Genomic DNA, 16638 nt, shown 5'->3' on the forward strand with positions numbered 1-16638 from the left:
CACGGGCCAACAGCTAGCTCACTACTTTTGCCAGGATGTCGCTTTCGCGAAGAATCTTCAGTTCGTCGCCGTCGACTTCGATTTCCGAACCGCCGTACTTGCCGAAGATCACTTCGTCGCCCACAGCAACGGAGAGCTCGCCACGATTACCGCTATCGAGCAGTTTGCCCGCACCCACGGCAACGACTTTGCCACGCTGGGGTTTTTCCTGAGCCGCATCTGGCAGTACGATACCGCCAGCGGTAACTTGCTCAGCATCGAGTGGCTTAACAACGACACGATCGTCCAGCGGACGTAGATTCAATTTTGGCATAGTTGGGGTTCCTTTGTGCTTAACTTGGATCGCTTTGCAAAGCGGATTGGTTGTTTGACTAATTCTGATCTCGGGTAAGGCTATCGACTCTCAGCTTTCGGCCGTTGGCAGTTCTGGATGCTATTAGCCAAGAGCAAAAAGCCCGAAGCCAATAGCCAGCCTTCTTACATCATGCCGGGCATTCCACCCATTCCGCCCATGCCACCCATTCCTGGCATGCCGCCACCCATTCCTCCCATGCCACCCATGCCACCCATGCCGTGGTCATGGTGGTCGTGCCCGCCGCCGTCCTCTTCCTCTTCTTGAGGAATGTCGGTGATCAGCGAGTCAGTGGTTAGCAACAACGCGGCCACGCTGGCGGCGTTTTGTAGGGAAGTTCGAACGACCTTGGCGGGGTCGATGATGCCGGCGGCAACCATGTCACCGTACTCGTCCTTATCCGCGTTATAGCCTTCGGTCTTGCCCTTGAGCTGGCGAACGCGATTTACCACGACGGCACCATCGATGCCAGCATTCTCTGCGATGTATCGCAGAGGGTAATCGAGAACCTTGCGGATGATCTCAACGCCAAAGGCTTCGTCGCCTTCGAGCTTGAGTTTATTAAGGGCCTTTTCTGAGCGAAGCAAAGCAACGCCGCCGCCGGGGACGATCCCCTCAGCTAGCGCTGCTTGCGTTGCTGCACGGGCATCTTCGAGCAGGGCTTTCCGCTCTTTCATTTCTGTTTCGGTCGCGGCACCGCATTTGATTTCAGCTACGCCGCCAGCGAGCTTCGCTAGGCGTTCTTGCAGCTTCTCGCGATCGTAATCCGAGTCGGTCGAATCGATCTCGCGGCGAATCTGATCGGCACGGCCAGCAATGTCTTCCTTCTTGCCACCGCCACCAACCATTGTGGTGTTGTCGCTGGAGATGATCACTTTGCGGCACTTGCCGAGATCGGAAACTTGTACCGCATCCAGTTTGATGCCTAGGTCCTTGAAGATTGCAGTGCCACCGGTCAGCACGGCCAAGTCGCCGAGCATCGCTTTACGGCGATCTCCGTAGCCAGGGGCTTTCACGGCACACACGCTCACGATGCCACGCATCTTGTTCACTACCAGCGTGGCGAGCGCTTCGCCTTCAATGTCTTCGGCGATGATCAGCAGCGGCTTGCTCGCCTTAGAGACGGCTTCAAGGATCGGAACGAGATTCTTCGCACTGGAAATCTTCTCTTCGAATACTAACACCAAGCAGTTGTCGAGTTCGACGGTCTGGTTGGCTTCGTCAGTGACGAAATGTGGCGAGAGATAGCCGCGATCGAACTGCATGCCTTCGACCACTTCCACGGTGGTCTCGTTGCCGCGACCTTCGTCGACGGTAATGACGCCATCTTTGCCGACCTTGGCAAACGCGTCAGCCAGCACGCTACCAATGGTAGGGTCGTTGTTGCCAGCGATCGTGGCGACCTGTTGGAGGCTTTTCTTGTTCTTCACGTCGATTGGATCGGCGAGCTTCTCGATCGCGTCGGAAATGACTTCGACGGCCTTAGCGATTCCACGACCCAGGGCCATGGGGTCGGCCCCAGCGGCGATCATCTTCAAACCTTCGCGGAAAATGCCTTCGGCCAGCACTGTGGCCGTGGTCGTGCCATCGCCTGCGACGTCGTTTGTCTTACTGGCGGCTTCTTTGACGAGTTGGGCACCGAGGTTCTCGTAAGGATCATCGAGCTCGATGTCCTCAGCCACGGTGACGCCGTCTTTAGTCACTTTGGGCGAGCCCCAGCCTTTGTCGAGTACAGCATTGCGGCCGCGCGGGCCGAGTGTACTGCGGACTGCCTTGGCGAGCTTGTGAACGCCGGCGGCCAGGGGCTTGCGGGCGTCGTCTTCAAATACCATCTGTTTAGGCACGGGGAGTCTCCTGCGTGTTCGTTTGTGGCGGGACTTAGCTAATGTCTAATGTTCGTTGCGGTGTTTTATAACAGCCGAATTTCATGGGTATCGCCAAAGGTGGCGAGAGCTTGCTTATCTTGAGATCGCACGGCAGGCGCAAATGGCAGGCCTCGGGCGAAGCAGCATTAGAAAGCAAGCAGCGTGCCAAGCGACTGGAACAGGCATTGCGATGCCACTAACTCCTGTTAAACCTAGGCAGGCAAAGTACTTGTGGCTAGCATTCAACGAAGCCAGGGAGGCAACCATGACGTGCCATTCTGGCAGGGGGAGGTTACTGGAGTGAACGGGCAAGTTGTTCCCCCAAATGATTTGTACTGATCGAGCAAACAGTGGCAGCGAATCGCTTCTCCAAATTCTCTTTGATAAAGATATGTGGATTGGAGCCAGAGGACACACTAGGTTGGAAGTTGCAACGGCCTAGCAACTGTGCCTTGTCGAGCGATTCTTGCGTGGAAGTCTGTTGAACGGACTTTCTTCTCTCAGTCTCGGAGTGGTTTTGGCCAAACGTGCGAAAACCAAGGCCGAAGCCAAAGCTTACCAAATCGAGTACTGGAGAGCGTATTTCGAGGCGTTCGGCAGGCGAGACTTGCTGGAAGGAGATGTTCTTAGCGGCTGGGAGCACGAGAAGCTTGGGACCAAAGTCGGCCAACCCTACACCCCCACAGCGACGCAATAATTTGCTGCCTAATCTGCCGGAGCCGACATATGCGGTCTTGATTGCGAGAGCGCTCGGCAATGGGCTAATGTCTGGCCGACGGTAAGGGTTGCAACGGTCGTACCACGCGTTTCCGCCTGATGGTGGAAATCCCCACTCCACAGGCGGTTCTACGTAATTCTGCGAGCTACATTATTTACTGGAAAGAACCACGCAATTGTATGCGTGAATTAAATGCGGGAATTGGGCCTACGGGCCTAAGTTTGTCTCGATGCCTAACCAGTTGCTTTCCGACTGTGACACGCAACAGCCCCACCTTACCCCCCCCTCTCCTACTATGCGTATTAAACAACGCAAGTTCCTTGTTATTCTGCTGATTGTGAGCCAACTTGGCTGCATGCTCTTCGGTTTGGCCTCTGCCTCCGGTTGGTTGAATCGTGTGGTGACGGAAGTTATCGCTAGCCGCGTTGAGGCGGAAGGGCGCTCTTTGGCACACGAACTGGCCACAAAAGCTGGCGAGTTGGATCTCGAAAGTGTTGAGCCGGGCACCAAAGACTGGCAGAGACTACAAGATTTGTGCGCATCGATAGAGATTCCTCACGACGGGGCCGCTTGCATGCTTAGGCTTGATACGGGAGCGATCATTTGTCACTCGAATCTAGAAGACGATCCTGCGTTGCTAGGGAAATTCCCCGGCAGAGCGCTGCTGTCCACCGGCACCACTGCTGCTCCGATCATCACGATATCTGTAGAAGCAAGCCAACTTGGCCGGCGGCTAATCGCTGGCAAGGTAGAGATTGATGGCAAGCTGCAAGTCTTTACAGGCTACACGATGCCGCAGATCAACGCTTTGCTGGCGATCTATCAGTCAGACGCGAGTATCGACAAAGCCGTCGCCACTTTGGTGTACCCCGTGACTCAAGTCGGCTACGTGCTGACAGCTTTCATTATTGGTGCTTCGAGCCTCTTGACGGTATTTCTGGTGGGTCGCTACGAGAATTCGTTAGCCGAAGCCAATTCTAGTCTGGAGCGCGAGGTCGATGAGCGTACCCAGTCGCTGCTGAAGACTCGTAATGCGGTAATCTTTGGACTGGCGAAGCTGGCAGAGTCGCGAGACAAAGACACAGGTGCCCACCTGGAGAGAATCAGCTCATACGTAACTGTTTTGGCGACGGAACTTGCTAGCAATAATCGCGATATTACTTCTGCCTATGTAGCAAATCTGGCGGTCGCTTCCTCGTTGCATGATATTGGCAAAGTAGGCATCCCTGATGGCGTACTGCTCAAACCGGGACGGCTTACGCCAACCGAACGTCAAGCTATGGAGATGCACACGACTCTCGGCAGTGAATGCCTGGCAGCTATTCAAGAACGACTCGGCGAAGACGACTTCCTCCAACTCGCCCAAGAAATCGCAGCCGCTCATCACGAGCAATGGAATGGTACTGGCTACCCCAATAAATTGCAGGGTAAGTCCATTCCTTTGGCTGCCCGCATTGTTGCCTTGGCCGACGTCTACGACGCACTCACGACTCGCCGCCCTTACAAGCAACCGATCGAGCACAGCGAGGCTCGTGAGTGGATCGCAACCCGCTACGGTACGCACTTCGATCCTGAAGTCGTTGAAGCTTTCGTTGCGAAAGAAGCAGAGTTCGCTCGCATAGCAGCGGACTATTCGCAGTCGCACGCGAACGAAAACCCTAAAGTCAATATCTGCTCGCCGACCACAGACACGTTGCTACGAGCTGAGCAAAATAGGCAGCAAGACCGCATTGCTGAACCGCAAGTCGGCATTGAGTTATCGACAACCGTAGCCCCCGTTTAAGTCACTCAAACAAACGCCGTGCAGGGTTTGCTTACTGCTGGGGTTACTTGTCGTCGAAGTCAGGGTCGTCATTGAAGGTGGACGTCTTCTTGCCGGCTTTCTTCTCTTCTTCTACGTCCGCTGTTTTCTCTTCTTCGGCGCCGCCAAAAGTATCAGGGAACTCATCGTCTTGAGTGAGATCGTCTTCCCAGTCTTCTTCAAAATCATCGTCGAAGTCGTCGTCGAAGTCGTCATCCTCGAAGTCATCGAACGGATCGTCCGCTTCTGCGGCAATCTGCGAAGCGCCGGCTGGGTTCACCTCGGATTCAGATTCTAATTCCCCGAGCGATCGCTTCGGCGAGAGAGGTAGCCCTTCACCAAAGCAGGGAAGCCCCTCTTCAAAGAATTGGCTGCTGCCGATTGGCGAAAAATTGTTCTTCCTCAGCCTATCTTCATCCCCTTCTTGTGGTGGATGAGTAGTCGAGGGGGATTGGGGGGGGGATACCATTGTGGCGAGACGCTCTATGCTAGCTGGAGATTTGGCGACAGCCATTCCGGGCTGGATTCATTGGTAATACTTCTGGGGCTTCGTCGTGCTGCCTGGCGACTAAGCCGTTATCTCGTTTTCCAGCAGTTTTTTAGGCTCACCGCTGCTAGATGTCAATGCTTCAGGTGGGGCGAAAGCCGGCGAACTCAGCCAGCATTTCCAACTAGCAGGCCCACTGCGGTGTCGTAGCCTACCAGACTACTTAATTATGCACCGATGCCAGCAAGGTTCTCTAGGCTGTTTTTCGCAGATTGAGTAAACTGGCCCCAATGGGGCGATCTGCCAAAGCTCGACAAATCGGGCGGAGGGGTCGCCATGAGAGGCAAAACGTTCGTTTGTAGGGATGTTTGAAAGCCCTTTTTAGGGCTTGCCCGCAAGCTGGAGCGTGATGCCTTGTGCGTCGCTTGAAAGGATTCTCCCGATGGACACAGCCGCTTTGCTGATGATGATTTCTAGCGTAGGAGCTACCTGCGGTTGGCAGCCTATGCCTGATGGTTCCGCTGGCTATGAAGTTATCGTGCAGGTCACTGAATCGCAATTGGCCGACGGCACGGGGGCTGTCGATCTCGATTTGCCTGAGGAGATCGCTCCGATTGGCCGCGTCCGTTACGTGACGCAGAGTGGAAAGGCTCAGGGCGACACGCTGCCGCGCATTCGCACGATGACAGCGCTCAAGCCGTTGTTGCCTGCTAAATTGGCGGCCGTCGAAGACGACGACTATCCCAAGCTCTCTCGCGATGGCATCAAGCTCACGCAATACAATGGCCCTGTCGCCGGTACGGCGGCAGGTTCTCGGTACGGAACAACGTCAACTGGAGTCCAGTCGTATCAGCCCCAGGACGCGTCCTTCGATCCGTACGCGAAGCCCCAGGCCATTCCCTCTCGCGTAGCTGAGCCTTCGCAGCGCAACCCCTTCCCGACCCAAGAATCACTATCCCAGCAAGCGCGCAACGCGTCGAGTGGGCTTACGCAGTACACTGACGAACAACTGCGCCAGCTACAGCAGCAAGCGGCAGCGGGCGTCGACAATACGGTGCGCGATGCGCATCAATCCGTGAATGACACGTTTCGCAGTACACAGAACTCACTCCCCAATGTGCAAGCCGCAGACCTGTTCGGAGGAAGCCAGCAGAGTGGGCAACAGAGAGTTGGCGACCGATTGCGAACTGCCGCGGAGAACCTCAGCACAGGCACGCAGCAATTGTTCGATCATCTCGGACGGCCGATTCGTCGTCTCACTGGAAAAGAGCAATCACAGGCGCAATCGTCGAATCAGTTCAGGTCTCTACAGGGCGAGCCTCAATATCCAGCTCGACAGTCCCCAGCGGCCCAGCAGGCCACGCCCCCCGTAGCTCAGCAGTACGATCCGCGCCTTGCTGAGACTTATCGCGACCAAGCTACAGAGGCCGCCCCCCGCACGCTTGCTCAGCGAGATGCCAACGGCTTCCGAGCGGTCCGCAGCGAACGGCATGACCAACCAATCGACCCACAGGATGCAGGGCGACTGGCTCTTCGGGATACCGACCCACGTTACAGCAACACGGATTTTCGCGATCAGCCGCGAACTCAATCGCCACAAACACAAGCATCGCGAACCCAGCCCAACGGTTGGAACAACGTGGCAGACAATCGTTCTTGGCCCAGCGATCGAACCGCGCAGAACCCTAAGAGGACCGATGATCGTGGCAACTTCGACGGGTGGCCGCAGTATGACCTCGCCGACCCAAATGACCTAGCCAATCGTAATTCAGAAACAGACTCCCGCTTCACCGACACCTCAGCACCGCGGAGCACTACCGATCCTTGGGCCAACTCTGGGCAAACCTCTTCTGGGGCAATCGATCCTTGGTCAGAAAAGCCACAGGGCCCTGCCCCCGAGTTGCGCAAGGACATGTATGCCGGCAACAACGGCCAGGCGGAACGTGATCCATTTGCTATCCCAAGCAATGTCGGAGGTCAGGCCCCCCCCGCTTACGACCAATCTGGCAGCCAGCCTGGTGATATCAATAGGAACGTGGGCTACAACGGCCAAGTTGACCCTCGACAGCAGCAGGGCTTCGATCCCGAAGAGAAGAAGGATCTGTTTTCGTTGATCCTTTCATGGGTTTTGCTTAGTGGTTCGATCGCCGGCAACTTGTATCTGTTCTGGAGTTATCTCGACGTTAGAAGCAAGTATAGCAATTTGGTCCACCAATCGGGCCGAGTGCTAGGGAGACACTTCTCGCCCGTTTAAGACTGACAACACCATTCACTATCAGTGCCACTGTTGTCGAGATTTTCGTGTTACCCTTAACTGGTAGTTCAACGTTTATTTGTAAGACCCGTACGCAAGGAGGCGTCGATGTCACAACCGCCGCTCCGTTTTCTGCACGCTAGCGATTTTCATTTAGAACGCCCCCTCGGTGGCGTGTCTGAGTTACCCGCCCACTTGCGCGAGGTGTTCCTCGAAGCGCCTTACGTGGCGGCGGAACAAGTTTTCGAAACCGCATTGGCCGAAGGTGTCGATGCGTTGGTCCTTTCGGGTGACATCGTCGATCTCGACTTTGCTGGACCACGGGCGATTGTTTTCCTGAGCGAACAGTTCGAGCGCTTGGCCGCCCACAACATTGCCGTCTACTGGGCCGGTGGCGACATCGATCCGCCGGACGCTTGGCCACCGAACTCCCCGTTGCCAGAGAATGTACATGTCTTCCCGGTAGGCCGTGTGGAAACTCTCGAACACCAGCGCGACGGTGCCGTCGTCGCCCGTGTGCAAGGGGTTAGTCGAAGTCAAGGCAAAGGAGTCGACGATAGCGGCTTCCATCGCGATGCTCACGGTCAGTTTACGCTTGGCGTGAGCTACGGTACCGCCGCCGCTCCGGGTGAAGAGGGCGATCGTGTTCATTACATGGCCCTTGGCGGACACCACAAGCGGCAGACGGTGGATCAATCGCCAGGCATTGCCCACTATAGCGGCACCATCCAGGGTCGCTCTCCTGAGGAATCGGGTCCTCACGGCTGCACTCTGGTGAATGTGGACGAAGCGGGCCACGTGAAGACGACATTCGTTCACACTGATGCCATTCGTTGGGTTTCAGAAACCATCGAAGTGACTTCCGGTGCGGACGAGTCTGCCATGATGTCACAGATTCGCGAGCGTATCGCCAAGCTGAAAATCAAGCATTCTGGTCACGAGCTACTAGTGACCTGGAGAATCGAGGGTCGTGGCGAACTGGTGAATTTCCTGCGTCGGGGTGGGCTGAGTGACGACTTGCTCATTCGGCTCCGAAAAAGATACGGGGAAGATTCTCCGGTTATCTGGAGCGTGGCCGTCGAGTGCGAAGAGGAAATCGATGTTCCTGGCGAATGGTACGACCAAGAAACCATCATGGGCGACCTGCTACGTCAGTTCCGTCAATTGCGCAGCGAACCCGACACAGACTTGCAGCTGGAAGAGTTCATGCCAGCTGCCCTGCGAGAAGGCGCAGTCGCCACCCTCGCGGAAGTGAAGCCCGAAGATCGCGACACTTTGCTCTTGGCGGCGTCGAAGTTAGGCATCGAAATGCTCACTTACGACGACGAAGAAGACGAAGATTAAGGCCGCTGATTTAGTTCAACAAACCTACATAAGAATCGTTAGCCGCCGACCTTGGTCGACGCTCGGTTTGTCACCAAAGCCCGCGTCGACCAAGGTCGGCGGCTAACGAAACTCTTCTCGAAATCCTGAATCAAATACAGCGACACAGAAAATTATCGCTACACAATTGAGTCACTTGTTATGAAAATTACCGATCTGGAAATTGATGGCTTTGGTGTCTGGCACGACCTGAAGCTCAATAATTTGTCACAACGCGTTACGGCATTCTACGGTGCGAACGAAGCTGGCAAGACCACGGTCATGCACTTTGTGCGATCGGTGCTCTACGGTGTTTCCTCAAAGCGAAGGGCTCGCTATCTGCCGCCGATTGATGGCGGACGGGCCGGTGGTACGCTTGGCATTACGGATACGGATGACGTATTTCGTGCTTCTCGCTATGCAGATCGCGGCGATGAGGACGTCGGACGTGTGATTTGCAAGACGCCTGACGGTACTGAGGGTGGCGATCGTCTGCTGCGTGAGTCGCTCGCCGATATCGACGAGAAAACCTACAACAATGTGTTCGCGATCGGCCTGCGCGAGATTCAAGAACTTGGTACGCTCAGCGACACGCATGCCGCCCAATGGTTGTACCGGCTTACCTCGGGACTGGACCGCGTAAGTCTTTACGACGTTATCCAGGAACTGCGCCAGACCCGTCGCAGCTTGCTTTCGGCTAATAAAAGTAAAAACCCATCGAAGATAATCAAGCTCACCACAAAGCGTGATAAATTGCGTTCGGAGATCGATCGTCTGACTCAACAAAACCGCCAGTGGTCACAAATGGCGGTCAAAGTCTCGGAACTCGATGGCCAAATTGATGCCGCTACCGACAAGGTGAGAGATTGTGAACGTCGCGCTCGCACGATTGAAATTGCGGTAGGTCTCAAGGAAAACTGGCGCCGTCGTGAGAAGTACAACGACCAGCTCGCCGCATTTTCCGGTCGAGTCAACCTCGCAGACGATGCATTGGATCGTCTCGACGCCCTCACCAGCAAGACCGAACAGCACCAACGCCAGGCGGACATTCTACAAGGGCAGCGTCACCAGTTGCGCGACGAGTCCGAACGCCTTGGAATCAATGAAGCGATCGTGCGCAACTGCTGCCGTATCGATGCCTTGGGCGAGCAGCGAGACTGGCTGGAATCGCTCGGTCGACAGATAGACGATTTGGAGAAGCAGGCGGAGCAGTACGAAGGCCGAGTGAAGAATGAGCAGCAACGCCTTAGCGATACTCTTGGCATGTCTCGGGGAAGTTCACTGCGTGAAATCAGTGAAGAGGATCTCGAAAGCCTGCAGCCGCAGATTGAATCGATCCGTGTGATTCAAAAGAAGTACGAAGCGGCCCAGCGTCACATGGAAAACCTCACAGCGAACGAACAATCGCTTAGGACGCAAATTGAGTCGGCCATCGTGGGTGGCGAGCAGCACGGCTTGCCGATGGACTTGCAAGAAGCGAGCGACTTGGTCGCCAAGCTCCGCAAGCGTTTACAAGTCGAGCAACGACTTGAGCAGGCACGTCAGCACGAACAAGAGCTAGAACACCAGGGCCAAGAGTTGCTCGACGATCAGGTCCTGCCGCTTGCCACATTCAACTGGCTATTGGCATCGTTTGTAATTGGTGCCTTGTTCATTAGCATCCGGGTCTTGGTGCCCGAATCACCTTTCGGTAAATTCGGCGGACTATTGGCACTGCTTGGGGTTGCTGGTGGATTTTTCAGCTGGGTTTTCAAATTCTTCACCGAAGAGGCAGCTGCTGACAAGCTCGACCAATGCCAAAGGCAGATGGAAGTCCTCACTCGACAGATTGCCGATACCGAAGCGGAGAAGGAGCAGCTCGATGCCGAGCTACCTCTGACCGACGGCTCGGTGGTCTTGCGTATGCAAGCCGCCGAACGCCACTTGGAAGAACTCGAAAGCGTGTTGCCCGTGGAGGCTCAACGCAAAGTTGCCGGCAACGAAGCGGCCGAAGCGGAAACGCGAGTTCGCCAAACCAAACGCGAGCTCGACGGCGTGCTTGCTAACTGGAAAAGTACGGTCACTGCGATGGGCTTGCCAGAGTCGCTCGATCCGCAGCAATTGATGAAAGTGACTGATCGCTACAGCCAGCTCAGCGAGCTGGAATCGCGAGCCAGATACCGTCGCGAGGACGCAGCCGCACGCGCTCGGGAACATGCATCGCTGTTGCGACGTATCGACGAAATTTCTGAAGAGGTTGGCCTCGAAGTCCTTTCCGAGGATGTCGATTCGCTCAGTCGGCTTGATTCGCTGATGGGTGCCCGTCGCAAACAGTTGGCTGCTGTTGAGCAACGCGAACAACTGCGTGAGCGTGCCAAAGAACTCAAGGCAGAGGAGGGCAAGCATCGTCGCACAATTGTTGGCTTGAAGCGACGCAAGACAGCACTCTTCCAAAGTGCTGACTGTGCTGACGAACAAGAGTTTCGTCGTCTGGCCGCAGAGCAGGAAAAAGCGGCCGAGTTGAAGCGAAAGAGAGATGCCATCTCCCGCGAGATCACTGCCGCCATCGGACGGCACGATACGGAAGACAGCTTCGCCACGATGCTAGCTCCGGACTCGATCGGACGGTTGGATCAATCATGGGAAGAAATGACTGCCGAGTTAGACACCTTGCAGGAAGAGCTTACGGAACTATCCGAGCAGCGAGGTGCCCTCAAACGCGAGCAAGACGAATTGGCAAAGGACCAATCACTGGCCGAGTGCCAGCTCGATCTCAGCCTTGTGGAACACAAGCTTGCAGCTGCCCGCCAAAGCTGGCGTGAGCATGCCGCCGTGAACCGCATCCTCGAACGCATCCGCGCCCAATACGAAACGGAGCACCAGCCGGAAACCCTCGCCGAAGCGAGCAAGTACATGAGCGAGCTCACCGGCGGGCAGTACAATCGGATTTGGACGCCACTGGCGAACGATATCTTGCTCGTAGAAACCAATGAGGGGGAATCGCTGCCCGTGGATGTTCTGAGCCGTGGCACGCGAGAGCAATTGTTCCTAAGCGTTCGAATGGCACTTGTGGCCAACTTTGCTCGGCGAGGTGTGAATTTGCCTATGGTGCTTGACGATGTACTGGTGAATTTCGACGCCATTCGCGCCAAACGAGCCGCGGAAGTGCTTTGCGAGTTCGCCGCGGGCGGTCACCAGCTGCTGATTTTTACGTGCCACGAGCACATGTGGGAAATGTTCAAGAGCCTCGACGCCGATTGTCGTCGTTTGCCAACGCGTCGTGGGCAACCGGAAGTGATTGCACCTGTCATTGAAGAGGTTGAGGTCATTGAAGCACCTAAGCCAAAACGCAAAAAACGTCGCAAGCCAAAGACTGAACCTGTTGTCGAAGAAGTAGTAGTCGAAGTTGAGGAACCGGTCTATGAAGAGGCCGAAGCTGAAGAGCCCGACAACCTCTACGAGTATCCCTTTGTTGAACGCTTGGTCGAAGAACGTGTAGAGGTTACCCGTGAGGACTATGAAACCGAAGTGCTTCCCAGAACTTCAGAATTCCATGAGTACACCTTCGATATCGAGCCTGTTGAGGAGCCTCGCGAGCAAGACAACGCGCTGGCATATATAATCAACGATGAACGAAGTAGTGATCGGCGATACCGGCAGGCGTAGTAGTTCAGGCCTCCTGGCCTAAGTTGATTAACAACGCTACCCAGGCCAGGAGGCCTGAGCTACTTCTTGCCCCGTCGCTTCTTCTTCCCCTTGGGAACCTGCTTTGCAGGTGGCTGCTGAGTTCCCGTTGCTTGATCCGGCTCTTTCTTCGTTTCGTGTTTATTCCTACCGAGCGAACCGAGCAGGGCATCGGCCTCAAAAGCGGCAGCCTCGGCTTGGACGGCCACGGCAGGGTTAGCCGCGAGATATTCAGACTCTTGCTTGTTCGGTTCGTTGCTCATGAGCCGCAGCTCTTTGTTGAGCATGTTTAAGAGTGCTTGGATGAAGGCGACTAGCATGGGACCGACGAGGATGCCGATCGGCCCTAGGACTTGCACGCCGCCCAGCACGCTCAACAGGGCCAGCAGCGGGTGGAGATTCGACTGTCCGTGCAGCACGTAAGGCTTCACGAGGTTGTCGGCACTGGAGACAATTGCCGCCCCATAAATGCCCAAACCGACGGCTGCGCCAAGGCGTTCGTCTATGAAGTAGAGCCATAGACAAGTCGGCAGCCATACGGCGGCGGCACCCACAAAAGGAACGATTGCCAACGCCATCGTGGCAGCCGTAAGCAAAAATACGGGGGCGTCTGTGTCGAGTACAAAGTAGTAGCCGATACCGGCTAGAATGCCTTGAGCGACTGCCGACAGTAGGGAAGCCAAAACAACGGCACGACTTACATTGGCGAACTTATCGAGCAGTTCTCGCTCGTAGTCGTCGTCCAATGGAGAGAGACGCATTAGCGTTTCGATCATGGCGTCGCCATCCACGAGGAAGTAGTAGAGGGCGAGAACCATGATCGCCACTCCGAATAGCAAGCTGATCACCAGATGGAGGCCACTAGTGATGGTTCCCAAACCCCAGAAACTCACCTGCGGGAGTAGTTTCTTCGTGTCGAGTGGTTGCCCAAGGGTTTCTTTGTACCAGTCTAAGAGGTGCCCGCCACGTTCTTCGAGCATAGCAATCAGTTCATTGCGCTGCTTTGTCGCCTCAGGAGCCTCATGATCACGTTCGATCAAGAAGCCCCACTGGTCGTTGAATTCCCGATAGCTGTTCATTCCCAGCCAGGTTGCCGGGCCGAGCACCGAAACGAGGATCACTGCAGTTGTTGCGAGCGCAGCAACCTTGGGTTTGCCCGGAAGACGCTTCTGAATCCATTCATGGAGCGGCTTAAACACCACCACTAAAACGGAAGCTAAGAACAACGGCACTACGAATTGCAGCATGACACGAAAGAACATCGAGCCGATTAAGAGCAGGATGGCGACCAACACAATGAAAGACACGACTCTGGGCACGGCAATAGTCCTGGTGGGGGAATCTGGCGTTGTTTGAACGGGATGCGACGGGTTTGCGGGCATTGTAAGCGGCTGGGAAGCTCCTCCGAAGTCGTATTTCTGGTTTCGGCGCTAACCTCTGCCAACTTCGTTCTGATATAATGGGATCAGACGCCCCACCAATAGCTCCTATTATTCTCCCCACCTTGGAGCCGGTCACTTGAATCAACCAGACAAGCCTATGTCCCCAGTGCTGCCGCCCCCAGTTTCGCCACTGCTTAGTATCGTGATCCCGGTGCTCAATGAAGCACCGACTCTCAAGCAATTGCATCAAGAAATCGATGCCGTAGCTGGGCAGAACGGCTACTTGCTGCAAGTCATTTACATCGACGACGGCTCGACCGATAGTTCCTGGAAAGAAATCGAGGAAATCGCCACACAGGATCGTCGCGTGTTGGGTATTCGGTTTCGACGCAACTTCGGCAAAGCGGCTGCACTGAGTGCAGGCTTCGATGCGGCTGAGGGCGAAATCATCGTCATGATGGATGCCGACCTACAGGACAAACCAGCCGAAATTCCGCGGCTGCTCGCCAAGCTCGATGGTGAAGAAGCTTTCGACGTGATCAGCGGCTGGAAGGCCGAGCGGCACGATCCTTGGCACAAGCGTTGGCCTTCGCGGGTGTTTAACTCACTGGTGGGCTGGCTTACGGGCGTAAAGTTGCACGACCACAATTGTGGCTTCAAGGCCTTCCGGCGCGATTTGATCCACGAGATCCGCTTGTACGGTGAGCTGCACCGCTTCATTCCTGTGCTGGCCGCTGCCCGCGGTTTCAAAGTGGGAGAGACGCCCGTGGAACATCGCCCGCGCACTCATGGCGTTTCTAAGTACGGTATCGAGCGCATTCCCAAAGGCCTGCTCGACTTGATGACCGTACAATTCATTACCCGATTTGGCCAACGTCCCCAGCACTGGCTTGGTTCACTGGGGCTGCTGGCCCTGATGATTGGTGGATTGGGTATGACTTACTTAGCGATTGCTTGGTGTGTGTCGCGACTGCCCGGATACGAGCCGATTCATTTGCACGAGACAGCAGCATTGTACTATTCGCTGGTGGGAGTCTTGCTTGGTACGCAACTACTGGCGATTGGCTTCGTGGCGGAAATGATCGCGTCGCTCGTTTCACGCGAGCGCGACGCTTTCTCGATCTCGCAGCACACGGCCCCGCAGCGCAATATTCGTGCACGGCCGGCGCCGGAAGTAGTTGGCGACGAAGGAACTCCTAGTGAAGGCAGCAACGAATGAGTGGCAGCCAACTTGCCGTGGGCGACGATCCCACGCAAAAGCTCCGCTGGGGAGTGTACTTCATTCTCATTGCGTTGGCCGTTGGCAGCATGACAGGCCGGCTGTTAGCGGTTAATTCCGAAAACCGTGCAGATAGCGAGCACAAGTTCATCCAGCTTCGCATGCGATCACTCGAAGAACGACTCCGTGCGCAAGGCCTTGTCGAAGATGCTGTGCAAGAACGCCTGAGCGCTGAGCGTCCCCAGATCGAGGCAGAAGAGGCTAGGCAGTTTCCTTTCTTGAGCAGCAACGATCGAAGCCGTTGGCTAGCGATCCGTGCGTTGGTAGACCACGGCACGTACGAGATCGACGAGATTGTCGACCGCAAGCGTTGGAACTCGATCGACATGGTCCAGCACCGCGGTAGCGACGGTGAACTGCATCTCTATTCGAGCAAACCGCCGCTGCTCTACACGATAATTGCAGGCGAATACTGGTTATTGCAAAAGCTCACTGGCTGGACGCTCGAAGAGAAACCTTACCACGTGGGTCGGGCTATTCTCCTCACAGTGAATATTCTACCTTTCGCACTGATGATGTATCTGCTGGCCAAACTCGTCGATCGATTCGGCCAAACTGATTGGGGTCGCATCTTCGTTATGGCGTGCGCGTGTCTTGGCACGATGCTCACGACGTTTGCTGTTGTGATGAATAACCACACGATCGGGGCCGTTAGCACAGCGATAGCTTTGTATGCCTTTGTTCAAATCTGGTTCGCCGAGAATGAGAATGAGGGCAATCATCGCATCCGTTGGTATGCCCTATGCGGACTAGCAGCGGCATTCACTGCTACCAATGAATTGCCCGCCCTCTCGTTCTTCGCGCTCGCAGGCTTGGCGTTGTTCTTCAAAGATCGACTGGCCTGGTTCAAAGGTTTCCTGCCAGCCGCAGTCGTAGTGGTCGTTGCCTTCTTCGCAACGAATTACGTCGCGCACAATAGCTTGCGACCTCCCTACATGCATCGCAGCGACACCGACCCGGAAGACAACTGGTACGCTTACACGTACACGGTCGAGGGGAAGCAAATAGAAAGCTATTGGCAGAACCCTAAGGGCGTCGATATCGGCGAACCGTCTAAAGCCACTTATGCTTTTCACGCGCTCGTGGGGCATCACGGCATCTTTTCGCTTACGCCAGTTTGGCTGATGACGCTTACTGGCCTAGCGATTTGGCTCACTGGGGGCACTCTTCAGCAAAAGCAAATGGCCGCCGGCATTGCAGCACTCTCGCTCATCTGTCTGGTGTTCTACTTGGGCTTGCGCCCGCAAGAAGATCGCAATTATGGTGGCATGACTAGTGGTTTCCGCTGGATGTTTTGGTTTGCCCCGCTGTGGTTGGTGGCGATGGTACCCGCGGCCGACCGTCTATCGGTTTCACGATGGGGCAGGGCACTGGCATGCCTACTGCTGGCTCTCTCGGTACTCTCGGCCAGCTACCCGACGTGGAACCCCTGGTCGCGGCCTTGGATCGAAGTCTGGCTCAACTCGTGATATCCG

The 16638-nt window shown here is 55.6% G+C and carries 12 protein-coding genes; 8 read left to right on the forward strand and 4 right to left on the reverse strand.

The window, feature by feature from the left end:
* Positions 1-13: 13 nt before the first annotated feature.
* Positions 14-313, reverse strand: coding sequence for a co-chaperone GroES (gene groES, locus HG15A2_RS10540; RefSeq protein ID WP_145060205.1), 300 nt, complete (start codon positions 311-313; stop codon positions 14-16).
* A 164-nt stretch (positions 314-477) separates the two neighbouring features.
* Positions 478-2196 (reverse strand): chaperonin GroEL, encoded by a 1719-nt coding sequence (groL, locus tag HG15A2_RS10545; RefSeq protein ID WP_246117934.1) that lies wholly within the window; start codon positions 2194-2196, stop codon positions 478-480.
* Positions 2197-2279: 83 nt separating this feature from the next.
* Here groL and HG15A2_RS23930 point away from each other — a divergent pair, with 83 nt between their 5' ends.
* The 3 genes from HG15A2_RS23930 (at position 2280) to HG15A2_RS10555 (ending at position 4718) form a co-directional block, all read left to right on the forward strand.
* Positions 2280-2417, forward strand: a complete 138-nt coding sequence (locus tag HG15A2_RS23930; protein WP_218932478.1) for a hypothetical protein — start codon at positions 2280-2282, stop codon at positions 2415-2417.
* A gap of 317 nt (positions 2418-2734) precedes the next feature.
* Entirely contained in the window at positions 2735-2914 is a 180-nt protein-coding gene (locus tag HG15A2_RS10550) for a hypothetical protein (protein WP_145060206.1), read from the forward strand.
* A 316-nt stretch (positions 2915-3230) separates the two neighbouring features.
* The gene (locus tag HG15A2_RS10555) at positions 3231-4718 is read left to right on the forward strand and encodes an HD-GYP domain-containing protein (protein WP_218932479.1); all 1488 of its coding nucleotides are present in this window, start codon (positions 3231-3233) and stop codon (positions 4716-4718) included.
* Between the two features lie 43 nt (positions 4719-4761).
* Here HG15A2_RS10555 and HG15A2_RS10560 read toward each other — a convergent pair whose 3' ends face one another.
* Entirely contained in the window at positions 4762-5205 is a 444-nt protein-coding gene (locus tag HG15A2_RS10560; RefSeq protein ID WP_145060209.1) for a hypothetical protein, read from the reverse strand.
* 460 nt (positions 5206-5665) lie between these two features.
* On the opposite strand from HG15A2_RS10560, the gene HG15A2_RS10565 reads away from it, so the two are divergent.
* From HG15A2_RS10565 to HG15A2_RS10575, 3 genes are all read left to right on the forward strand, one after another.
* Entirely contained in the window at positions 5666-7477 is a 1812-nt protein-coding gene (locus HG15A2_RS10565) for a hypothetical protein (protein WP_145060210.1), read from the forward strand.
* Between the two features lie 108 nt (positions 7478-7585).
* On the forward strand, positions 7586-8821 hold the full coding sequence (locus HG15A2_RS10570; protein WP_145060211.1) for a metallophosphoesterase family protein: 1236 nt from the start codon (positions 7586-7588) through the stop codon (positions 8819-8821).
* 180 nt (positions 8822-9001) lie between these two features.
* Positions 9002-12484 carry an ATP-binding protein gene (locus tag HG15A2_RS10575; RefSeq protein ID WP_145060213.1) on the forward strand — a complete coding sequence of 1161 codons (3483 nt, stop codon included), beginning with the start codon at positions 9002-9004 and terminating at the stop codon, positions 12482-12484.
* A 59-nt stretch (positions 12485-12543) separates the two neighbouring features.
* On the opposite strand, the gene HG15A2_RS10580 is transcribed toward HG15A2_RS10575, so the two are convergent.
* Complete coding sequence (locus tag HG15A2_RS10580) at positions 12544-13821, reverse strand: AI-2E family transporter (protein ID WP_218932480.1); 1278 nt, start codon at positions 13819-13821, stop codon at positions 12544-12546.
* A gap of 199 nt (positions 13822-14020) precedes the next feature.
* On the opposite strand from HG15A2_RS10580, the gene HG15A2_RS10585 reads away from it, so the two are divergent.
* Both HG15A2_RS10585 and HG15A2_RS10590 read left to right on the forward strand, forming a co-directional pair.
* Complete coding sequence (locus HG15A2_RS10585; protein WP_246117935.1) at positions 14021-15103, forward strand: glycosyltransferase family 2 protein; 1083 nt, start codon at positions 14021-14023, stop codon at positions 15101-15103.
* Positions 15100-16632 (forward strand): hypothetical protein, encoded by a 1533-nt coding sequence (locus HG15A2_RS10590; RefSeq protein WP_145060217.1) that lies wholly within the window; start codon positions 15100-15102, stop codon positions 16630-16632. The genes HG15A2_RS10585 and HG15A2_RS10590 overlap by 4 nt, the downstream gene beginning before the upstream one ends.
* The last annotated feature ends 6 nt before the right edge of the window (positions 16633-16638 follow it).

Origin of the sequence: Adhaeretor mobilis (genome assembly GCF_007741515.1) — a bacterium.
GTDB lineage: Bacteria > Planctomycetota > Planctomycetia > Pirellulales > Lacipirellulaceae > Adhaeretor > Adhaeretor mobilis.